Source organism: Yersinia sp. 2540 StPb PI, from assembly GCF_052217165.1.
GTDB lineage: Bacteria > Pseudomonadota > Gammaproteobacteria > Enterobacterales > Enterobacteriaceae > Yersinia > Yersinia enterocolitica_E.
The window spans coordinates 3,890,511-3,912,899 of record NZ_JAZGQC010000001.1 but is presented as its reverse complement, the minus strand read 5'-3'; the positions used below and the strand labels follow the sequence as shown (position 1 = coordinate 3,912,899).

Below are 22,389 nucleotides of genomic sequence, written 5' to 3'. Positions count from 1 at the left end.
CCTTAATCGGGATAGCCCTGAGGATTATTGGATTGCCAATGCCAGGTATCTGCCGCCATTTCATCAAGCGAGCGGCGCACCCGCCAACCCAATTGTGCGGCAGCTTTGCTTGGGTCTGCCCAGTAAGCCGGTAAGTCACCTGCGCGGCGCGGGGCAAAATGGTAGGCCAGCGGCTTGCCACACGCCTTGCTGAATGCCTCGACCACTTGTAAAACACTGCTACCCACGCCGGCACCCAGATTGAAAATATGCACGCCAGGCTGATTGTGTAGTTTTTTCATCGCCGCCACATGACCATCTGCTAAATCGACTACGTGAATATAATCGCGTACCCCGGTGCCATCCGGTGTCGGGTAGTCATTACCGAATATGGCCAGCGACTCACGACGACCAACGGCAACTTGTGCAATAAATGGCATCAGGTTATTCGGGATACCTTGTGGGTCTTCACCCATGGAGCCTGACGGATGTGCGCCAACCGGATTGAAATAGCGCAGAATGGTCATATTCCATTGCGGGTCAGCCAGTTGCACATCTTGCAAAATTTGCTCAACCATCAACTTGCTACGGCCATACGGGCTGGATGGCAAGCCGGTCGGGAAGCTTTCGACATACGGAATTTGTGGCTGATCGCCGTAGACCGTGGCAGAGGAACTGAAGATAAAGTTTTTGACCTGTGCAGCACGCATGGCCTCCAGCAATACTAAGGTGCCGAAGACATTATTATTGTAATATTCCAGTGGCTTACTGACCGACTCACCCACGGCTTTCAGGCCAGCAAAGTGAATGACCGCATGGATAGACTGCTCAGCAAATATTCGGTCGAGTAAAGCGCGGTCACGGATGTCACCTTGATAAAGCTTCGGTGTATAGCCGCTAAGGGCATGTATCCGGGCTAATACGCTGGATTTGCTGTTGCAAAGGTTATCGAGGATGACCGGTTGGTAGCCAGCTTCAATCAATTGCACACAGGTATGGCTACCGATGTAACCGCTACCACCTGTTACCAGAACGTACATAAAAGACTCCTCGAATGACTTTAGTCTAAGAAAGATAGCACGCCATTAGGTAAGAAAAGGTGATCTGCACTCAATAATGGAATCGTTTACATTTAAATTTCTCCCAGTTTAATCCCAGCAAAAGCATAAAGACAGGGGAATAACCAAGGATAGGCAAAAACAAGAGATAAATAGCAGTCACCACATAGATAACTGGATTGGTAGCGTTCTCATCCATTAATTCAGCAGAAATGTCCTGCCTGTTATGTACCGCCCGATTCCAGTTAAGAATGCTAGCCTCGGGTCGGTAGATAACAGGGTAGATAAAGATTAGTGCGATGAATAAAGAGGATAAGTGAAGAACAATAAATGCATCAAATTCAGGGCGAAGTGAAAGGCTACCGCCACCCATAAACGACCACTCCACAGCCATGCCAGGCCGTAAATTAACCCCGCCAATGCGGCGAACACCATCAATAGCGGGCCGCCTGCAATATGTGCTGCGCCAAATAACAGGGCGGTGAGCAGTAGGGCCGGATAGTTACCCAACCACTGACTTAACCTTTGTTGCAAATAGCCACGAAACAGTGCTTCTTCTGCCAGACAAACAAAAAACACATTAGCGACCACAAAGGAACCTATCCATGCCGGGGTGTGCATCTCAATTTTCAGGCCGCCTAAGGCAACAGCCAGCAACAGCAATGCAGGGATACTGACAATCAATACCAGCCAGCTTGCACGGCTCACTGATGGGTGCTTTTTCGCGACAAATAAGGTTGGCAGGCAAGCCAGTAAAATAAAAGGTATTAATGCCTTATCAAGATTGTAATACAGGCTGAAGGGCGCGCTGAGTGGCCCTGTTTTCACTTCATTCAATACATTTAGATTATTAAAACCGGGTACCAGATGCAGAAACAGTACGATTGATGCCATCACCAGCAGCAATTCCAGTGCGACGGCCGGCCATTTCCGGTGACGATATTTTTTCAGTAGTAGTGCCACAATCAATGTTAGAAGCAAGAATGCGGCTGATGGCAGAGTCAAAACACCGTGATACAAGGCAATTGACAGTGACGACAGCAAGAGAAACAGGGAAAGTACCCGGTTAATTGATAAGAAAAGTAACGAAGCAGCAAGTATGCCCCACATAAATATCCCTTTAATGTTATGCCCGTCATCTTTCAAATCGCAGGTGCGTTGGCCGCTTGATTCGCTCGGCTTATAGGGCTATAGCCCTTTTGAGACTTAGCCTGCGGACTTGCGTACATGCAGTTCAAATCGGCTTATGAGCGGTTTGTCTCTTGCGGCTGGCCTGCACCTGAAATTTATAGGGTATAAATCCTGATGGTGGCTGAATATGTTAACTTTATCGCCGGCGCTGATAGGGGCTGGCAGTAAGAATGATAGCATAAGCCCCCGCCAATAAACGCCGCTTCCGTTGAGGATAGCTCTCATTATCCTCAACGAAAAGCCTGAAGAGTTTTAACCTGCTAACTTTTCCTGTTGGTAGTGATAAATATTGCCATCAGGAACAAAGGTCAAACGGTGGGTAATGCATTGTGGTGCATCTTCAGCATGGTGAGAAACGAATAACAGTTGCGTGTCACCTTCACTGATCATTACATCAATAAAACGCCGTACCAATAGGCGGTTAAGCGGGTCCAAACCCTGCAAGGGTTCATCAAGAATCAACAGTGCAGGATGCTTAACCAGTGCTCGGGCGATCAGTGCCAACCGTTGTTGCCCCCAAGAGAGACTGTGGAAGGGCTGATTAGCGGTCACGGCGGAAAAACCGAGTAAGTCTAACCATTGATCGGCTAATTGTTGTTGGCGATCAGACACCGCCTGATAAATACCGATTGAATCGAAAAAACCGGAGAGAATCACGGTACGTAGATTGGTGCTGACGCGGTAATCCAGATGCAAACTACTGCTGACATAACCAATATGGCGTTTAATATCCCAAATGGTTTCTCCACTGCCACGGCGGCGGCCAAACAGTGTCAAATCATTACTGTATCCTTGCGGATGGTCGCCAGTAATCAGGCTGAGTAAAGTTGACTTCCCAGCACCGTTTTGGCCAATAATTTGCCAGTGTTCACCGGGATTAACCTGCCAACTCAGGTTATGAAGAATAGGGCGGTCATTGTATTCAACCACGCCATTACGCAAGATAATTAGTGGCTTATCTGGTGCGAAAGAGGCCTGCTGTTGCGGGTGTTCTGTTTCTGGCAACAACATACCATCAAGGTTTTCACTGTGCGCCAGTTGGGCAATCAATGCCTCGGAAAGAATCTGCTGGCGGGGGCCAGTCTGGGTTAATTGGCAATCTGCCAGCACACCGAGGTATTGCACAAAATCAGGGATATCATCAAAACGATTTAGTACCAGCACCAGCGTGACACCTTGTGCTGAAAGGGTGGATAGCATACCAGCCAACTGCGTGCGGGCTGTCACATCCAGACCATCAAAGGGTTCATCCAGAATCAACAGATCCGGTTGTGGCATCAGCGCTCGGCACAACAATGTTTTGCGGGTCTCACCAGTAGAAAGATATTTAAAGCGACGCGAGAGTAACTGGCTGATACCAAACTGCTCTGCCAACTGCTGACAACGTTGCGGATCAACGTATTCTTCCTGAATGATCTCTGCGGTAGTACGCCCGGTATCGTCTTCATCTGCGCTGAGTAAATCAGTGTTATTGCGCTGCCACTCTTCGCTGACTAACTGCTGAAGTTGCTCGAACGACAAATGCACGCTGTGGCGAAAATGGTTGTGGCGGCTGCCGCTCAACAGGATTAATTCCCCTGCTAATGCCTTCGCCAACGCGGATTTCCCGCTGCCATTGGCACCGACAAATGCCCAGCTATCACCCGATTGAACATGCAATGCTGGCAGGTTGAGTGTCCGGGTGTCACTCAGGCGAAAACAACCTTGCGATATTTGCAACTCCGACATCATTCTTTCCATATCTTGCAACACAATAAGGGTGTTAGGGATAATCGGAAAGGGGCAAAATGTCAACAGTAAATACTAAGGTTATTTTGCATAACTAAGCTGAATTATTTAGCAAAGTGTAGCGATAATGACCCGATCTGCATTGAATTGAGCAATGACGTGACTACCAACATGCAAATTCAGCTTATGTAATTCGCTGTTGTTTTGTGTCGAACACAAGCTGGCTCCCCCGGTCAAGGTCACGATAACTTCACTGTGATCGTTGCCGGGTTCAATACTGGCTACGGTGCCGGGCAGAGAGTTATCAGCAGCACCCGCCAGTGCCTGATCAGTAACCAGTTTTACCCAAGGGGCTTTGATCAGTGCCAACACTTCTTTGCCCGCCGAAAGTTGCAAGCGATCAGCACTCTGTTGAGTGAGTGCCGCAGATAACCGGGTTTTGCCGTCTGATAATAGGATATTGACGTGTTGTTGAACCTGCTGATGATCCCGCTCAATCAGGGTGCCGAAAAATTGATTACGGGCGCTGGTTTGTAAAGAGAAGCGCGAAATAGCGGCCAATAAACTATCGAGTGGCAGCGAATCATCTTTCAGCGTGTCAAATGCCTTTTGCTGAATCTTGGCGAGCAAATCATAAAGTTGAATTAAACGCTCGCCGTAACGAGTCAGGTGCGCGCCACCACCGCCTTTACCACCCGTTGCCCGCTCAACCAATATTTCCTCGGCTAAGGTATTCATTTCGTTAATCGCGTCCCAGGCACTTTTATAGCTAATCCCAGCCAGTTTTGCGCCCTGGCTGATGGAACCGGTATGCTGTATTTGTTTCAGTAATGCGATACGCCGGGGATCAGCAAACAGCCGTTGCTGAAGTTTTAGGGTAAGAAGAATTTCAGCCTGCATGATTTTTTACTCCGGCGGGAAAGGATTATTGCTATCTAAGTGCTTGTATACACCTGAATCGCACGTTTGGCAGGTTACATTCTTTTGCTGTTAGTTAAAATAACAGGGTTCATTCATCGCTGATATAATTTACAGTAAATGATAGATCCTAGTTATTGTGATAACGTAAGTTATCGCTCAATGAGCAGTAATGAGAGGCTGATATGTTGGATTTATTGAAAAGTCTGGTCTTTGCCGTGGTCATGGTACCGGTGGTGATGGCCGTGATTCTGGGGCTTATCTATGGACTGGGCGAGGTGTTCAACGTCATCTCTAAGACCGGTCACACCAAAGAACGCTCTTAATCTGATTTCTGAATGCCCGGCGCATAGACGCTGGGCATTTTCGTTTTTCTCCCTCATTCCCCCCACTTGTTACCACAGCTCAAGATACCTCACATCTTGCCGATAAACTGCATGACCTGCTTATAATGTTGCGTTATATTCCAATGTATATAGCGATTTCATTAATGCGGAGAACAACATGAAGAATCAATACGGTAACGCCAAGGTTTGGGTAGCGAGTGCAACACTGCTGGCAGCATTTTCCGGCACCACGTTAGCGGCGGACAACATTACAGTGTTTGCTGCGGCTTCATTGACCAATGCATTACAAGATATTGCCGTACAGTATAAAAAAGAGAAGCAGGTTGATGTCGTGGCGTCGTATGCTTCATCTTCAACATTGGCACGCCAGATTGAGCAGGGCGCACCGGCTGATATGTTTATTTCTGCCGATCAGCAATGGATGGATTATGCTATTGATAAACAGCAAATTGTTGCCAATACTCGCTACACCTTACTAGGTAATGAACTGGTATTAATTGCTCCGCAAGACAGTAAAATAGATAAAGTCGTAATCGATAAAAAAACCGACTGGAAGAAATTATTGGATGGTGGCCGTTTGGCAGTGGGCGATCCTGATCATGTTCCTGCTGGGATTTATGCCAAAGAGTCACTGGAGAATTTAGGTGCCTGGTCAACTTTAGCCCCTGAAATGGCGCGGGCCAATAACGTGCGCAGTGCAATGGCACTGGTCGAACGGGCAGAAGCGCCGCTGGGTATTGTCTATGGTTCAGATGCGATAGCCAGTAACAAAGTTAAGGTTGTGGGGATATTCCCGGAAGCAAGTCATAAGCCGGTTGAATACCCGATGGCAATTGTTAAAGGCCATGAAAACCCGACCGTGAGTGCTTTTTATGATTACCTGAAAAGCCCAGCCGCGGCGGTTATTTTCAAAAATTATGGATTTACCCCACGCTAATGATATTGAGTGAGTATGAGTGGCAGGCAATTATTCTGAGTCTGAAGGTTTCAGCGGTTGCGGTGGCGTGCAGTTTGCCGTTAGGCATTTTAATGGCGTGGATTTTAGTGCGCTGCCGTTTTCCCGGTAAATCGTTGTTAGACAGTATTATTCACTTACCACTGGTGCTGCCACCCGTGGTGATTGGCTATTTATTGTTGATAAGCATGGGGCGGCGCGGTTTTATTGGCGAGTGGCTCTATAGCTGGTTTGGCATTAATTTCAGTTTTAGTTGGCGTGGTGCGGCGTTAGCCTCGGCGGTGGTGGCCTTTCCGCTGATGGTGAGGGCTATCCGGCTGGCGTTGGAAGCAGTTGATACGCGTCTGGAACTGGCGGCCCGCACGCTAGGAGCCAATCCGTGGCGGGTGTTTTTCACCATTACGTTACCGCTCTCTTTACCGGGGGTGATTGCTGGCACCGTGCTCTCTTTTGCCCGTTCACTGGGGGAGTTTGGGGCGACCATCACTTTCGTCTCCAATATTCCCGGTGAAACCCGCACTATTCCACTGGCAATGTACACACTGATTGAAACCCCTGGGGCGGAAGCTGCTGCTGCGCGTTTGTGTGTCATTGCCATTATTCTGTCGTTGGTGGCGTTGTTATTATCCGAATGGCTGGCCCGCTGGGGTAAAAAACGCATGGGGGCACCATGTTAGAGCTGGATTTCAGTCAGCAACTGGGCGATTTGGATTTACGTGTTTCCACCAATCTGCCCGCCCAAGGTATCACCGCTATTTTCGGGTTGTCGGGGGCCGGTAAAACTTCATTAATTAATGTCATTGGTGGCCTGACCCGCCCGCAGCAAGGCAAAGTGGTGTTAAATGGCCGGGTGCTGGTGGATGCCGAGCAGCAAATCTATCTGCCGCCGGAAAAACGCAAAGTCGGTTACGTATTTCAGGATGCGCGCTTATTTCCCCATTATCGGGTGCGGGGCAATTTACAATACGGCATGGCCCCGTCAATGCGTGGGCAATTTGACACAATTGTCGGTTTGCTGGGTATCGAGCCACTATTAAGTCGTTTCCCACTGACCCTCTCTGGCGGCGAGAAACAGCGTGTTGCTATTGGGCGCGCATTATTGACCGCCCCCGAGCTGTTGTTGATGGATGAGCCACTGGCCTCTCTGGATTTGCCCCGCAAACGTGAGCTGCTGCCTTATCTGGAGCGGTTGGCGCAAGATGTTAACACCCCTATTTTGTATGTCAGTCACAGCATGGATGAGATCCTGCGGCTGGCAGATCAAGTGGTGGTTATGGATGGTGGCAAAGTGCGCGCGGTCGGCGGGCTGGAGGAAGTGTGGGCCAGTAGTGCATTGCGCCCGTGGCTGCAACGGGAAGAACCGAGCAGCATACTGCGGGTCAGTGTCATTGGTCACCACGACCGCTATGCCATGACCGCGCTGGCGTTAGGTGATCAGCGATTGTGGGTGGGTAAGCTTGATGCGCAAGAGGGTAGCTCAATGCGTATTCGGATTAATGCAGCCGATGTTTCGTTGGTATTACAGCCACCGCAAAGTAGCAGTATCCGTAATATCTTGCCGGTAAAAATTGCCGAATGCCTTGAGGTGGATGGGCAGGTCGATGTCAAACTCGCGGTTGGTGATCAATGGCTGTGGGCGCGGATCACGCCGTGGGCACGGGATGAATTGGCGCTTAAACCCGGTCAGTGGGTGTATGCACAGATAAAAAGTGTCTCGTTTAACCGCAAGAATTGAGGGCGCTAACCCTTGAGTTTACCCGATGATAAAACGCCCGTCAGCCGGGCGTATTTTACTATCAAGCCAGGACATGCTGGCGGATGACGCCAGCGATTCCAGGCTGTTCGTTATCGGCAATCACCAGGTCAGCCCGCTGTTTGATAGCATCGGCGCTGTTCCCCATCGCTACCCCCAAACCGGCGCTTTCCAGCATGCTCAGGTCATTAAAGTTATCACCAAAGGCAACCACATCTTTCATGCTCAAACCCTGAGATTCAACCCATTGCTGTAGCCGCTTACCTTTGCTGTTACCCGCCTGTGCGATATCAACTTGATCATGCCATGACCATTCGCAGGCCAACCCCATTTCATTCTCAATCTGGGTTGCGAGCGCTCTCAGTTGCTCAATATCCGAGTGTGAAGTGGCAAATTTCCAGATGGAACTGGCAGTGTGGGCCGCATCGAGCAAGCTATCAACATGGAGTAGCGTCGGGCGCTGAGCGGGTGGTAATGACTCAGCCCAACTGAGTGAGCGAATCACATGTCCGCTGGTTTGTTGATAGAGCATGGCATCGTCCACATACATTAGCCCGTGGATACCGGTTTGCTCCAGCAACTGCAACACCTGAACCGCTTGTTGAGGCTGCAAGGGGTTTGAATCTAATACTTTTTTTGCATGGTAATCATAAATATAGGTACCGTTGCAGCAAATTGCAGGTGTATCAAGTTCTAGTGCCTGATAAAACGGGTGAATAGCAACATGATGGCGGCCGGTCACCACTACCACTTTGATGCCCTCAGCACGGGCTTGTGCCAGTGCGGACAAGGATTCTGGCAGAATACGTTTTTTGTGATCCAGTAGCGTTCCGTCTAGATCCAGTGCAATTATGCGATATGTCATGGCAGCTATAGTCTCGTCGATAAGGGCATTAATAGTATGTTTGCATAGTATTACTTGATGGTACACCGGATGGTGGGTTGATTAAACCAAGCTTGGGAGTGGGTAGCATAATCAGCTAAAAATAAGCAGGATAAGTTTTAAACAGCGCGACAGCAGACTGTTGTTATGTCCGCCGAGTCAGGTAAGCTAGGCTAAATTATTCGCAATTTTGCAATTGTGTTAAGCGCACGGTTTGTTTGGAAAGACAAATTCGGCCAATTAAAGTTGCCTATACTCTAAATAATTCGAGTTGCAGGAAGGCGGCAAGCGAGTGAGTTCCGATGAGTTGACGCCAGTCAATGATTCGGGTGATTGAACGAAGCCAACACACATGCAGCTTGAAGTATGACGAGTATAATAGGTTCGACTAAGGAGTAGAGATGAAGCAAGTGGTTTACGTGGCAAGCCCAGACAGTCAGCAGATCCATGTTTGGCAATTAGATTCCGCCGGTGCATTAACCTTATTGCAAACGGTAGAGGTGCCGGGGCAAGTGCAGCCGATGACAATCAATCCAAACCAGCGCCAGTTATATGTTGGGGTGCGCCCCGATTTTGCCATTATCAGCTACAACATCAGTGACGATGGCACATTGACCGCTGCTGGCAGGGCACCACTTCCAGGCAGCCCAACGCACATCGGCACTGATTTACAAGGCCGCTTCCTGTTCTCTGCTTCTTATAGCTTTAACTGTGTCAGCATTAGCCCTATTGATGAGCAGGGTGTGGTACAGGCACCTATTCAGCAATTGGATGATTTGCCTGCCCCACATTCGGCGAATATTGATCCGACCAATCAAATCTTACTGGTACCTTGCCTGAAAGAAGATAAGGTGCGGTTATTTGATCTGAGCCTTGAGGGTAAACTGACGCCACACGCTCAGGCGGTGATACCGGTTGCTGCCGGTGCAGGCCCACGTCATATGGCCTTCCACCCCAATAAACACGTCGCCTATTGTGTTAACGAGCTGAATAGCTCGGTAGATGTGTATCAAATCAGCAAAAACGGCCAGGAATACCAGCTAATACAGACGCTGGATGCGATGCCAACAGACTTTACCGGCACTCGTTGGGCGGCTGATATCCATATTACGCCAAATGGCCGTCATCTCTATATCAGTGACCGTACTGCCAGTCTGCTGGGTATTTTCAGTGTTTCTGAGGATGGGCGTGAGATTACGTTGGTCGGGCACCAACAGACTGAAGCACAGCCACGCGGTTTTAATATCGATAACAGTGGTAACTTCCTGATCTCTTCCGGCCAGAAGTCGGATCATATTGCCGTGTATCGTATTGATCAACACAGCGGTGAGCTAACCACTCTGAAGCGCTATGCGGTAGGGAAAGGGCCAATGTGGGTCACTATTTTGGCCCCAAGAGTTTAAAAATAATATTACCGGGCGGGGAATTGTGTCGAAGGGGTCGTAACGGCGTAAGCCGTCGCAACGCCCATCGGTGCAGTCGCCCCGCCAGTCTGCGGACGATATTGCCCACCACTGCTTTAGTGGATATTTACTATCGCCGCTTTCACCGCATCCGTTAACTGCGCCAGTGATTGCGGCGAGATAATATAAGGCGGCATCAGGTAAATCAGTTTACCAAACGGGCGGATCCACACGCCGTGTTCGACAAATTGCCGTTGCAGGCGCGCGACGTTAACCGGCTCTTTCATTTCCACTACCCCAATTGCTCCTAATACCCGCACATCGGCCACTGCTTCATGTTCTGCAAGTGGCATTAACGCGTGTTTCAATTGGTTTTCTATGGCGGCAACCTGCTGTTGCCAGTGATTCTCAGCCAACAGACTCAAGCTTGCCGAGGCGACAGCGCAAGCCAATGGATTAGCCATAAATGTCGGGCCGTGCATAAAGCAACCCGCATCACCGTTACTGATGGTTTCTGCCACCTTACGGGTAGTTAAGGTAGCCGATAAGGTCAGGTAGCCGCCGGTCAATGCCTTACCTAAACACAGAATGTCCGGCACGATTTGCGCATGTTCGCAGGCGAAAAATTTGCCGGTGCGGCCAAAACCGGTAGCGATTTCATCGGCAATCAACAAAATCTGGTGCTGATCGCACAATGCTCTGACCTCACGCAAATAGGCGGGGTGATAGATACGCATTCCACCGGCACCTTGCACTATCGGTTCCAGAATGACTGCGGCTATCTCGCTGGAATGTGTGGCTATCATTTCAGCAAAATCAGTGATGTCTTCCGGGTTCCACGCCTGGTCGAAGCGGCATTGTGGCGCGCGGGCAAACAGATTTTCAGCTAAATACCCCTGATACAAACTGTGCATTGAATTCTGGGGATCACAAACTGACATCGCACCAAAAGTATCACCATGGTAGCCGTGGCGCAGGGTTAAAATCCGTTGCCGCCGTTCACCTTTGGCCTGCCAGTATTGCAATGCCATTTTCAACGCCACTTCAACGGCCACCGAACCCGAATCAGCGAGAAAAACACACTCTAGTGCCGAAGGGGTTAGAGCAACCAACTGTTGGCAGAGTTCCACGGCGGGCGGGTGGGTGATACCCCCAAACATCACATGGGACATTTTATCCAACTGCTGATGTGCCGCATGGTTCAGTACCGGATGATTATAGCCGTGAATGGCCGCCCACCATGATGACATGCCATCGATCAGACGTCGGCCATCAGCCAGTTGCAGCTCAACGCCGTCGGCCGCGACCACCGGATAGCAGGGAAGTGGGTCAGTCATTGAGGTGTAGGGGTGCCAGATATGACGTTGATCAAAAGCCAGGTCAGAAGGTGTCATGAGGATTGTTGTAAACCAATTCATTACAAGAATGGTTGACAGTATATCGAGTTTATTTACACTGGCGAAACTTTTTTCTCTTCCCTGGAGAAGCCGTAATGGCAAATTATATTCGCTGGACAGTCGGGCAAGCCCAGGCCCTGTTTGAAAAACCACTGCTGGATTTATTGTTTGAAGCGCAGCAGATTCATCGTCAGCATTTTGACTCGCGTCAGGTGCAAGTCAGTACTTTGCTGTCGATTAAGACCGGTGCTTGCCCGGAAGATTGCAAATATTGCCCGCAAAGCTCGCGTTACAAAACTGGCTTGGAAAGTGAGCGCTTAATGCAGGTTGAACAAGTGCTGGAGTCAGCGAAAAAGGCCAAAGCCGCCGGCTCAACCCGTTTCTGTATGGGCGCGGCCTGGAAGAATCCCCATGAGCGTGACATGCCTTATCTGGAGAAAATGGTTGAAGGTGTCAAGGCCATGGGGATGGAAACCTGTATGACGCTTGGCTCGCTGGATAAACAGCAAGCTCACCGGTTGGCAGAGGCTGGGCTGGATTATTACAATCACAATCTTGATACCTCGCCGGAATTCTACGGCAGCATCATTACCACCCGCAGTTATCAGGAACGGCTCGATACCCTCAGTGAAGTTCGTGATGCCGGTATCAAAGTCTGTTCGGGAGGCATTGTCGGGTTGGGCGAAACTGTCCGCGACCGCGCAGGGCTACTGGTACAACTGGCGAATTTGCCCAAACCGCCTGAAAGTGTGCCGATCAATATGCTGGTAAAAGTGAAAGGCACGCCGCTGGAAAATAACGACGACGTCGATGCTTTCGAGTTTATCCGCACCATCGCTATCGCACGTATCATGATGCCAACCTCTTACGTGCGTTTATCTGCCGGTCGCGAACAAATGAACGAGCAAACGCAGGCGATGTGCTTTATGGCAGGGGCTAACTCTATTTTCTACGGCTGTAAATTGCTTACCACGGCGAATCCTGAAGAAGATAAAGATCTGCAACTGTTCCGTAAATTGGGGCTGAATCCACAGCAAACCGCCACCGAGCAAGGGGATCGCGAACAGCAGCAAGTATTGACTGAGCAACTCTTGCAGCGTGACTCATTGCCCGGCGAGAGCACACAATTTTATAACGCGGCAATCTGATGAACTGGCAAAGCAAGATAGAGCAGGGGCTGCAACAGCGACGCGACGCCGCGGCCTACCGTAGCCGTCAGGTTAATGAGGGGGCGAGTGGGCGCTGGTTGCAATCAGCAGAACGGCGTTATCTCAACTTCTCCAGCAATGATTATCTGGGGTTAAGTCAGGATCCTGACGTGATTGCGGCGTGGCAGCAGGGGGCGCAACGCTATGGTGTTGGCAGTGGTGGCTCTGGCCATGTTACCGGCTATAGCCGGCCTCATGCCCAACTGGAACACCAATTGGCGGACTGGCTGGGTTATCCGCGTGCATTGTTGTTTATCTCAGGCTACGCGGCAAATCAGGCAGTATTGGCGGCGTTAACTACCGCCGACGACAGGATACTGGCCGATAAACTCAGCCACGCCTCTTTGCTGGAGGCGGCTGCACACTCTCCGGCTCAATTGCGGCGCTTTGTGCATAATCAGCCCGATGCGCTACAAAACCTACTCGATAAACCCTGTGCGGGCCAAACATTGGTAGTCACCGAAGGCGTGTTTAGTATGGACGGTGATAGCGCTCCACTGGCTGCTTTGCAGCAAAAAACAGTGGCGGCGGGTGGCTGGTTACTGGTGGATGATGCGCACGGAATTGGGGTGTGTGGCGAAGGTGGCCGTGGTAGTTGCTGGCAGCAAGGGGTAAAACCTGAACTGTTAGTGGTCACTTTTGGCAAGGCATTCGGCCTGAGTGGGGCGGCAGTGTTGTGTCAGGAGCCGGTTGCCGAGTATCTGCTGCAATATGCCCGTCACCTGATTTACAGCACCGCGATGCCGCCAGCACAGGCTTGTGCGCTGCAAGCGGCACTATTACGTATTCAGCAAGGTGATGACTTGCGACAGCAGCTTCAGCAACGTATTGCGCAATTTCGGCGTGGAGCGGCAGACTTACCGTTGCAATTAGGGGCATCTAAAACCGCTATCCAGCCACTGCTGGTGGGTGACAATCAGCAAACACTGACACTGGCGGAGCAACTACGCGCCGAGGGGTTATGGGTAACGGCGATTCGCCCTCCAACAGTCCCGCCGGGGGGGGCCAGATTGCGTATTACCCTGAGTGCTGTGCATCAATGTGATGATATCGACAGATTGCTGGAGGTGCTGTATGGCGTTTGTCGCTGATAATCCACGATTACCCTTGGTTGATAAACCGGCGATTGCGGCTGCATTTAGCCGGGCTGCTGGCAGCTACGACTCAGCGGCAAGTTTGCAACGGGAAACGGGGAATACCTTATTAGCGCTGGGTTATCAGCATCCTGGTGCGTCGGTACTGGATGCCGGGTGCGGTACTGGCTATTTTAGCCGCTGTTGGCGTGAACGAGACAGATATGTAACTGCGCTAGATTTGGCCGCCGGAATGTTGGATCACGCCCGGCGACAGCAGGCTGCGGACAGCTATTTATTGGCTGATATCGAGAATATACCGCTGCCAGATCAAAGCGTTGATATTTGTTTTAGTAATCTGGCGCTACAGTGGTGTGCTGATTTAGCGCAGGCGCTAGCTGAGTTATATCGTGTCACGCGAGTTGGCGGCATCATCCTGTTTTCTACCTTGGCAAAAGGGTCTCTTGATGAGCTGGGGCTGGCGTGGCAACAGGTAGATGGCAAGCGCCATGTGAATGATTTTCTCCCCTTTCAGCATATCAGTGACGCTTGTCAGGGGTATCGCCATCACCTGACAACCGAGTTATATCAGCAACAGTTTCCTGATGTAATTGCGCTTATGCGCTCTCTGCAAGGCATTGGTGCTACGCATTTACATCAGGGGCGTCATTCCGGGTTAAGTGGTCGCCAACGGCTGGTGGCCCTGCAACGCGCTTATAGCACCCAATCTGGCACCTACCCGCTGAGTTACCACTTAGTTTATGGGGTTATCTATCGTGACTAAACGTTGGTTTATCACTGGCACGGATACCGATGTCGGTAAGACAGTTGCCAGTTGTGCCTTACTGCAAACCGCAGCCCAGCAGGGCTATCGCACCGCCGGTTATAAACCGGTGGCATCTGGTAGCCAGATGACGCCTGACGGATTGCGCAACAGTGATGCTTTGGCGCTACAAGCAAACAGCAGTGCGGCACTTAGTTATTCACAGGTGAATCCGCTCACGTTTCTGGAGGCCACCTCGCCCCATATTGCCAGTGCCAGCGAAGGGCTTGAGATTGATTTGTCAATTTTATCGCAAGGACTACAGCAGCTTGAGCACTCAGCAGAATGGATATTGGTCGAAGGGGCTGGCGGCTGGTTTACCCCACTGTCGCCACAGGCAACTTTTGCCGATTGGGTTTTACGAGAGCAATTGCCAGTAATTATGGTTGTTGGCATCAAGTTGGGATGTATCAATCATGCTTTGTTGACCGCTTTGGCTATCCGACAAGCTGGGCTGAAACTGGTGGGGTGGATAGCTAATGAGGTGATACCTGCGGGGGGGCGACAAGTTGAGTATATGGCAACATTGACACAGATGATCAGTGCCCCGCGATTAGGTGTCGTCCCCTATCTGACGGACCTTGACGTGTATCCCATCACCCAGCGGCGTGATCTTGGTGGCTATTTGGATTTAGGACTTTTGGCTGAGGTGCCACTGAGCTGAATTTTTGACGGCGATATGACCTTAAAGGGCTAATAGATATTATTAGCCCTGAGTTTTTTGCGGAGTATGGCCGCTATCATCGGCTTTAGTTTGCATGAGGGAGAAACCACTCTGCGCCATATTAACTGGCCAAATGCGTAATAATCATCTCTTCATCCAATTGAGCCAATGTTCCTTGTGCCACATTTCGGCCATCGGCCATCAAACAGAATCGATCCGCCACATGCTGAATAAAGGGTAAACGGTGTTCAACCAAAAGTACCGTCAAACCCAGGCTACGACTGAGCTGATGTAGGATATTGCCAATATCCTCAGTCAACGGCGGTAAAATACCACTCCCCGGTTCATCAAGAATCAACAGTTCTGGCTCTGTCACCAGTGCTCTGGCAATGGCCAACTGCTGTTGTTGATTACGGGTTAGCTCCCCACCACGTTGGGTGCGTTTGTCATACAGTTGGGGGAATATATCAAAAATCCAGCCCGGAATTTGGCGCGACTTATGGCGGCCCGCCAGCACGGCTATCAGCATATTCTCCTCCACACTCAGTTGAGAGAAGATCTGCTGCCCTTGTGGTACATAGCCAATACCCAGAGCAGTGCGCCCCTCAACCGGCTGCTGTAGCAAATTCTGCGGCGGTTCATGATTCGGTTGCCAGGTCATGGTGCCACTCTTAATTGGCAGATGCCCCATGATGCAATTAATTAACGTCGTTTTTCCTACGCCATTACGGCCAATCAGGCAGGTACACTGCCCACGGGGGATCTCGAGATTAATATCCCAAAGGATATGATTCTGTCCATAGTATTGATTCACAGCGGTTAAACTCAGCATCAGTGCTTCTCCTCAGTCGATCTCAGTAGTTCACAGGTGGCCCGGTGTTCTGTAACGGCTAGTGAAGGATTAACCAGCAAATCTGCATACTTGGTAGCGGCAGTACAGCATAAAACACCACACTTCTAACGGGTGGTTGTCGGTGTAAATTGAGGTGAAATGGGCGAATTGCGGCATTAAATGGCATCAACAGGCTATTTTTATCCTTAATCACCCTGCGATAGGATGATTTTTAGTCTATTAATGCGTTGCACCACTTTAGACCATTTCCCCTTTAATCTCTCCGTTTCACAGAGATATAAAGCAACTCTTGGGCCAAGTTGCTATACAGAGAGTAAAATCTGTTTGTTAACAGGCTGTAAATGGTTTTAACGCGCAGCGTGGGGTAAAAATAGCTCAGCCTGGCGGGGTGCGAGCGTAGAGTGATGGCGAGCTTGCACTTAAGCGGTGCTTTGGTGGAGAAAATGGTGCAGTAGAAAAAGAGAGAGGTCAGAGGCCATTAGATGCAGGTGTTAACTAGTGAAAATTATAGAATTAGCAAGCTACATAGTTAGCACTAATTGAAATATGCGGTGAAATAAAAATGTAAAAAAAACACTAAAAAAGCCAGTTAGTCCCCATTTATCTCCCAAGCTTTGCTTTTCGCCAACTCCCAGCCGCTGTGGGGTTGAATGAGTTATCCACCATTCCTGTGGATAACCTTGTGCATTAGCCATAGAAAACTGATGGCAAGCGAGAGCGGGCGCGGCTTGCGCTCCTGTTGTCCGCATTCTCTACTTTTTAATAATTTATTTTACTTTCAATGGGTTATTTAAAATCAAGCGCTGAAAAATCATAACTGGTGCTGATGAGTGATCTTTAATCGATTAGTTATCACTAATGTGTTTATGTTAACAGTTGGGGATAAAAACGCTTTTACAGTGCAGCTGTCGTTTAGATGTCACTGTAACGAGGCAAACAATCTCCTGGTGAAAGAAATTCCTACATTTTGGTGCTTGAAGCTGGTTTTATATCCAGTATCATAGAGGTGGCAAAATTCTATGGGGCTTTCATAATTAGCCTCCTGATAGTGTGTGTTTCTCCAGTGGGTAGCAAATTCATGAGTAAATTATTCAAACTACATTCTGAGTTTAAGCCAGCAGGCGACCAGCCTGAGGCTATCCGTAAACTGGAAGAAGGGCTAGAGAATGGTCTGGCTCATCAGACACTGTTGGGGGTAACGGGATCGGGTAAAACCTTTACGATAGCCAATGTTATTGCTGATTTGAATCGCCCAACCATGGTGCTGGCACCCAATAAAACATTGGCAGCACAGCTTTATGGTGAGATGAAAGAGTTCTTTCCCGATAACGCGGTAGAGTATTTCGTCTCCTACTATGACTACTACCAGCCTGAAGCCTATGTCCCAAGCTCTGATACGTTTATTGAAAAAGATGCCTCGGTAAATGAGCATATCGAGCAAATGCGGCTATCTGCGACCAAAGCACTGCTGGAAAGACGTGATGTTATCGTGGTGGCGTCGGTTTCTGCGATTTATGGTCTGGGTGATCCTGATTTATACCTGAAAATGATGCTGCATCTGACTAAGGGTATGATCATTGATCAGCGCTCTATTTTGCGTCGCTTATCCGAATTGCAGTACAGCCGTAATGATCAGGTATTCCAGCGCGGTACCTTCCGGGTGCGTGGTGAAGTTATCGACATCTTCCCCGCAGAATCTGATGAATGGGCGCTACGGGTAGAGTTGTTCGATGAAGAGGTCGAACGGTTGTCCATCTTTGATCCATTGACAGGCCAGTTACAGCATGAAGTACCGCGCTTTACGGTCTATCCTAAAACGCACTACGTTACCCCGCGCGAGCGTATTTTGCAGGCCATGGAAGAGATCAAAGTCGAACTGGCCGACCGCCGTCAGGTGCTATTAGCCAATAACAAGTTGTTGGAAGAGCAACGTATTAGCCAGCGGACCCAGTTTGACCTTGAAATGATGAATGAGCTGGGCTATTGCTCCGGTATTGAAAACTATTCCCGCTACCTTTCGGGCCGTGGTCCAGGTGAAGCGCCACCGACGCTATTTGACTATCTACCGGCTGACGGTCTGTTGGTGGTTGATGAATCCCACGTCACTATTCCGCAAATTGGCGGGATGTACAAAGGTGACCGCTCACGCAAAGAAACACTGGTGGAATATGGTTTCCGGCTGCCATCGGCACTGGATAACCGGCCAATGCGGTTTGAAGAGTTTGAAGCACTGGCACCACAAACTATTTATGTTTCAGCAACTCCGGGTAAATATGAACTGGAGAAATCCGGTGGCGATATCATCGATCAGGTCGTGCGGCCGACGGGCCTGCTCGATCCGTTAATTGAAGTCCGGCCGGTAGCCACACAGGTTGATGACTTGCTGTCAGAGATCCGTATTCGCGCAGCGATTAACGAGCGGGTGCTGGTGACCACGCTGACCAAACGTATGGCCGAAGACCTGACCGAGTATCTGGGAGAGCATGGTGCCCGTGTTCGTTACCTGCATTCGGATATTGATACCGTTGAACGGGTAGAGATCATTCGTGATCTGCGTTTGGGTGAGTTTGATGTATTGGTGGGAATCAACTTACTGCGCGAAGGTTTGGATATGCCGGAGGTTTCTCTGGTCGCAATTCTTGATGCTGATAAAGAAGGTTTCCTGCGTTCTGAACGCTCTTTAATCCAGACCATTGGCCGTGCGGCGCGTAACCTTAATGGTAAAGCAATACTGTATGGCGACAGAATTACCGCCTCAATGGAAAAGGCTATTGGTGAAACGGAACGGCGCCGTGTCAAACAGCAAGCTTACAACGAAGAACGTGGCATCATTCCGCAAGGGTTGAACAAGAAGATTGGCGATATTTTGCAACTGGGCCAAGCCTCTTCCCGTGGTAAAGGGAAAGGGCGGGGCGGCAAAGTGGCCGATCCCAATAATTATCACGCCTTGCCACCGAAAGCGCTTGATCAGAAAATCCGTGAGTTGGAGTCTAAAATGTACACCCACGCGCAAAATCTGGAGTTTGAGCAGGCAGCAGAACTGCGCGATCAAGTCCATCAGTTGCGCCAGCAATTTATCGCGATATCTTGATGCTCATCAGCCCTGCATTATGTGGCCGGTAAGCAATGGTGCGACAAATCGGGAATTTATGCTTGTCGCATCAACCTATCCTGATTAAGGTGTGCGGCTAATAAAATCATCACCTAGATATACTCAAATAACCTGGCGTTGCAGGTTGGTGGCAAACCCACAATTCAGCAACCCCAAGTCGAAGAGTAAAAGTGCGAGATAAATAATGAGTGATCACTTGTCGAAAGATCCATTACACGGTATTACCCTTGAACAACTGTTGACTAAACTGGTTGAGCATTATGGTTGGGAGGAGTTGGCATACCGTATCAATATCAACTGTTTCATCAGCAATCCCAGCATTAAATCCAGCCTGAAGTTCTTACGCCGTACACCATGGGCTAGAACTAAAGTGGAGGCGCTGTATATACATATGATTGGCAATACTAATTGGTTGAAAGATTAGTTTTAATACACTGACCTTTTAGCCTGTAAAAACAGGCTAAGCCACGATAATTAAAAGCAGCTTTGCTGTTAGAGGTTAATGACAAAGTGCCCGTAGCGGTGAAAGCGGGCAGATCGTCAAGACGCCGTACTTTCTTTGTTAAAACAAGCATCCCTGATGGCGCGGACGCTTTACTCTTCTACCTCTATTTACCTTGCAACATCGAGTCGTTGAGGTTTGTCAACAGTCTGAAACAAGTTTGCTGTTATGTGTTTTTCATATATATATTATTAATATTAGTCATATAATCATACTCAATGAGGATTCTTATTTTACCTTATAGCTTATCGCTAGTTTAATATTATTAATTTACTTTAGCTTACATTTATTAAATGACCATGAATTGTGCTTAGTATAATTAAATGGAATTGACATAATTGTTTTCCGGCATTACTTTATTGCGACTTAAAATAATAATAAATATTACATTTTTTAATGTTTTTCTGTTTTTAATGTGGGTTTGTATTAAGTGATTACTTTTAATATGGACTATTTTTATGAAAGGAATGTTTTTAGGGAATCTATTACTGTTATCTATTATGCCATTAGCTTTCTATTCCTTAGCTGAGGAAAATAACGTTAAAAAAAATACCCATATGGAGGTGGTTGGGGATGCTCAGAGCTATGTCGTCATTAAAGAAAAAAATAAGTTAGCGGTCATCCCGGGCGGTAGCAACCTTATTATTCCTAAATCTGAAGGCCGATTAGCAACATTACATGATGTATTGAGTATCCAACCGGGGTTGGTGGTACAAGATTTTTTTGGTGGTTCTGATCAGCCTCGCTTAAATATTCGCGGTTCCGGTGTACAAAGTGCCCCACTCTCCCGAGGCGTTACTCTATTACAAGATGGCTTGCCACTGAATGATGCAGACGGAGGCTTTCATATCAGCCTGCTGGAGCCACGGGAAAGTAAAATTATCAGTGTACGTCGTGGTGCCAATGCGACCAATCCTGCAAATAATACACTGGGTGGTGAGCTGGATTTTATTTCCTATACTGGCAGGGATGAACCTGGACGATTACGCTACGAATACGGTAGTTTCGGACGGCAAGGTTGGCATGGAGCCATCGGGGGGGATGAAACTGAACTGTGGGATGGGCGTTTGAGTATCAGTGGCGATCGCTTCTCTGGCTATCGTGATCACTCCTCCTCTCAGCGCAATTCAATTAGAGCAAATGTCGGTTTTGAACAACCTAACTTTACTAATCGTACTTGGTTAAGTTGGACAGATCTGAGCTTTGAAGTTGCGGGAACGCTTTCACAGTCAGAAGTCAAAAATAATCCTACAGCGGTTTACCCAATGGTGTGGGTAAGAGATCCGCGGCGTAATGTTGAACAAGCTCGCTTCGCCAACTATTCCGTATGGCAAGGCCAAAATTGGCAGCAGGAATTAGGATTATGGGCACAACATACTCACGATAATTTTGTAACACCAGCAGTGTATGTACTGAGTGGCGGCAATACCTACGGTGCCTTATGGCTCTCAAGTCTCTCCATTAATCAGTTTAATTATCGTGTTGGTTTATCAACTGAACGTTCAGATATGAATCGTGATCTGCGACAGAATCGGCGAGAAACCCCTTATGATGGTAAATTAATTGGCAGTTATGCCATGACTGCAGAGAATCAGAACGTGGTTGTAGATGCTGGTTGGCAAGCGGCAGAGCATTGGTATCTCAGTACGGGTATGAAAGGTACCCATTCGATTCGTAATGTTACCCCCCGCGATGATCGGCAGTCAGTAAGGCAACGCTGGTTTTTAATAACACCAAAACTGGGGGGGGGGTTGGTCACCTCAACCACAATTGCGTGGGTTCACCAATCTGAGTTGGAGCCATGAAGCCCCCAGTTTCCGCGAAATTATTTCTAATAATGGTGCGGTTAATCGTTTAGTCCCTCAACAGGCGATTACTGTGGAAATTGGCGGCGATGGTAGGTTGAAGGCTGGCATTAACTGGGATCTCTCTCTGTATCGCAGCATAGTGAAAAATGAATTAATTACGCATTATGACCAAGAGGGAAATTCGACGGGTACCTTTAATTATCGCCATAAAACCCTGCATCAAGGTATTGAAGCTGGGCTTAAAGGCGATATTCCGTTAAATGATGCGAGTATGGAATATCGTTTGGCCTGGACATATAACGATTTCCGCTTTCTGGGTGGCGAATATCAAGGTAAGAGAATCGGGGGGATTCCTCCGCAACAATTTTCCGCAGAAATATTGTATAAATGGCAATACTGGCGTGCAGGACCTAATCTTCATTGGTTACCAGCCCGTACACCGGTAGATCATATTAATCGTTATGATATTCAATTCCGTGATAAATATGCTATTTGGGGATTTAAGATTGATTATCGCCATCCTAATGGATGGTCAACATATTTAAGTTTAGATAATTTAACCAATAAGCGTTATGCCACTGCATCAATTGCCGGGCGCGAAGTGACATCCGTGAAAAATAACACGTTATTCCCCGGTATGGGACGATCGATTAATGGTGGTATTACATATAGTTTTTAAATTTATTCACCATTAAAAATGTTTTTTTATCAAAATCGCCAGAGGCGCAATCACT

General features: G+C 48.7%; 20 protein-coding genes. 13 read left to right on the top strand and 7 right to left on the bottom strand.

What is annotated here, in order from left to right; translation table 11 throughout:
- Nucleotides 1-2: 2 nt before the first annotated feature.
- From galE to modE, 4 genes are all read right to left on the bottom strand, one after another.
- A complete protein-coding gene (galE, locus tag V1956_RS18195; RefSeq protein WP_372558372.1) occupies nt 3-1,019 on the bottom strand; it encodes a UDP-glucose 4-epimerase GalE in 1,017 nt (338 codons plus the stop codon).
- A gap of 309 nt (nt 1,020-1,328) precedes the next feature.
- A complete protein-coding gene (locus V1956_RS18190; RefSeq protein WP_442825448.1) occupies nt 1,329-2,147 on the bottom strand; it encodes a CPBP family intramembrane glutamic endopeptidase in 819 nt (272 codons plus the stop codon).
- A 333-nt stretch (nt 2,148-2,480) separates the two neighbouring features.
- A complete protein-coding gene (modF, locus tag V1956_RS18185) occupies nt 2,481-3,956 on the bottom strand; it encodes a molybdate ABC transporter ATP-binding protein ModF (protein WP_420071372.1) in 1,476 nt (491 codons plus the stop codon).
- Nucleotides 3,957-4,064: 108 nt separating this feature from the next.
- Nucleotides 4,065-4,856: a molybdenum-dependent transcriptional regulator gene (modE, locus tag V1956_RS18180; protein ID WP_372558375.1), complete on the bottom strand. Its 792-nt coding sequence runs from the start codon at nt 4,854-4,856 to the stop codon at nt 4,065-4,067.
- A 203-nt stretch (nt 4,857-5,059) separates the two neighbouring features.
- Between modE and V1956_RS18175 the strand changes: the two genes are divergently transcribed.
- From V1956_RS18175 to modC, 4 genes are all read left to right on the top strand, one after another.
- Nucleotides 5,060-5,200 carry an AcrZ family multidrug efflux pump-associated protein gene (locus V1956_RS18175; protein ID WP_083159548.1) on the top strand — a complete coding sequence of 47 codons (141 nt, stop codon included), beginning with the start codon at nt 5,060-5,062 and terminating at the stop codon, nt 5,198-5,200.
- Between the two features lie 178 nt (nt 5,201-5,378).
- On the top strand, nt 5,379-6,158 hold the full coding sequence (gene modA, locus V1956_RS18170; RefSeq protein WP_083159546.1) for a molybdate ABC transporter substrate-binding protein: 780 nt from the start codon (nt 5,379-5,381) through the stop codon (nt 6,156-6,158).
- On the top strand, nt 6,158-6,853 hold the full coding sequence (gene modB / locus V1956_RS18165) for a molybdate ABC transporter permease subunit (RefSeq protein WP_032907071.1): 696 nt from the start codon (nt 6,158-6,160) through the stop codon (nt 6,851-6,853). Before modA ends, modB begins: the two co-directional genes overlap by 1 nt.
- Nucleotides 6,847-7,911 carry a molybdenum ABC transporter ATP-binding protein ModC gene (gene modC, locus V1956_RS18160; RefSeq protein ID WP_083159544.1) on the top strand — a complete coding sequence of 355 codons (1,065 nt, stop codon included), beginning with the start codon at nt 6,847-6,849 and terminating at the stop codon, nt 7,909-7,911. Before modB ends, modC begins: the two co-directional genes overlap by 7 nt.
- Nucleotides 7,912-7,972: 61 nt before the next feature.
- Here modC and V1956_RS18155 read toward each other — a convergent pair whose 3' ends face one another.
- Complete coding sequence (locus V1956_RS18155) at nt 7,973-8,794, bottom strand: pyridoxal phosphatase (RefSeq protein ID WP_420071767.1); 822 nt, start codon at nt 8,792-8,794, stop codon at nt 7,973-7,975.
- A gap of 419 nt (nt 8,795-9,213) precedes the next feature.
- Here V1956_RS18155 and pgl point away from each other — a divergent pair, with 419 nt between their 5' ends.
- A complete protein-coding gene (pgl, locus tag V1956_RS18150) occupies nt 9,214-10,215 on the top strand; it encodes a 6-phosphogluconolactonase (protein WP_420074429.1) in 1,002 nt (333 codons plus the stop codon).
- Nucleotides 10,216-10,331: 116 nt separating this feature from the next.
- On the opposite strand, the gene bioA is transcribed toward pgl, so the two are convergent.
- Nucleotides 10,332-11,609 carry an adenosylmethionine--8-amino-7-oxononanoate transaminase gene (gene bioA / locus V1956_RS18145; protein ID WP_420074428.1) on the bottom strand — a complete coding sequence of 426 codons (1,278 nt, stop codon included), beginning with the start codon at nt 11,607-11,609 and terminating at the stop codon, nt 10,332-10,334.
- Nucleotides 11,610-11,707: 98 nt separating this feature from the next.
- Here bioA and bioB point away from each other — a divergent pair, with 98 nt between their 5' ends.
- The 4 genes from bioB to bioD are packed head-to-tail and all read left to right on the top strand — an operon-like array spanning nt 11,708 to nt 15,380.
- A complete protein-coding gene (gene bioB, locus V1956_RS18140) occupies nt 11,708-12,760 on the top strand; it encodes a biotin synthase BioB (protein ID WP_372558379.1) in 1,053 nt (350 codons plus the stop codon).
- A complete protein-coding gene (bioF, locus tag V1956_RS18135; protein ID WP_420074427.1) occupies nt 12,760-13,911 on the top strand; it encodes an 8-amino-7-oxononanoate synthase in 1,152 nt (383 codons plus the stop codon). Before bioB ends, bioF begins: the two co-directional genes overlap by 1 nt.
- Nucleotides 13,895-14,677 carry a malonyl-ACP O-methyltransferase BioC gene (gene bioC, locus V1956_RS18130; protein ID WP_420074426.1) on the top strand — a complete coding sequence of 261 codons (783 nt, stop codon included), beginning with the start codon at nt 13,895-13,897 and terminating at the stop codon, nt 14,675-14,677. The genes bioF and bioC overlap by 17 nt, the downstream gene beginning before the upstream one ends.
- Nucleotides 14,670-15,380 carry a dethiobiotin synthase gene (gene bioD / locus V1956_RS18125; protein WP_420074425.1) on the top strand — a complete coding sequence of 237 codons (711 nt, stop codon included), beginning with the start codon at nt 14,670-14,672 and terminating at the stop codon, nt 15,378-15,380. The genes bioC and bioD overlap by 8 nt, the downstream gene beginning before the upstream one ends.
- Before the next feature lie 121 nt (nt 15,381-15,501).
- Here the strand turns inward: bioD and V1956_RS18120 are convergent, their stop codons facing one another.
- Nucleotides 15,502-16,212 (bottom strand): ABC transporter ATP-binding protein, encoded by a 711-nt coding sequence (locus V1956_RS18120; protein WP_083159528.1) that lies wholly within the window; start codon nt 16,210-16,212, stop codon nt 15,502-15,504.
- A 1,099-nt stretch (nt 16,213-17,311) separates the two neighbouring features.
- Here V1956_RS18120 and uvrB point away from each other — a divergent pair.
- The 4 genes from uvrB (at nt 17,312) to V1956_RS18100 (ending at nt 22,334) form a co-directional block, all read left to right on the top strand.
- Nucleotides 17,312-19,324 (top strand): excinuclease ABC subunit UvrB, encoded by a 2,013-nt coding sequence (gene uvrB, locus V1956_RS18115; RefSeq protein ID WP_372558384.1) that lies wholly within the window; start codon nt 17,312-17,314, stop codon nt 19,322-19,324.
- 205 nt (nt 19,325-19,529) lie between these two features.
- Nucleotides 19,530-19,769: a VF530 family DNA-binding protein gene (locus V1956_RS18110; RefSeq protein WP_442825447.1), complete on the top strand. Its 240-nt coding sequence runs from the start codon at nt 19,530-19,532 to the stop codon at nt 19,767-19,769.
- 536 nt (nt 19,770-20,305) lie between these two features.
- On the top strand, nt 20,306-21,652 hold the full coding sequence (locus V1956_RS18105; protein WP_442825446.1) for a TonB-dependent receptor plug domain-containing protein: 1,347 nt from the start codon (nt 20,306-20,308) through the stop codon (nt 21,650-21,652).
- Nucleotides 21,618-22,334, top strand: a complete 717-nt coding sequence (locus tag V1956_RS18100) for a TonB-dependent receptor domain-containing protein (RefSeq protein WP_442825445.1) — start codon at nt 21,618-21,620, stop codon at nt 22,332-22,334. Before V1956_RS18105 ends, V1956_RS18100 begins: the two co-directional genes overlap by 35 nt.
- Nucleotides 22,335-22,389: the final 55 nt, after the last annotated feature.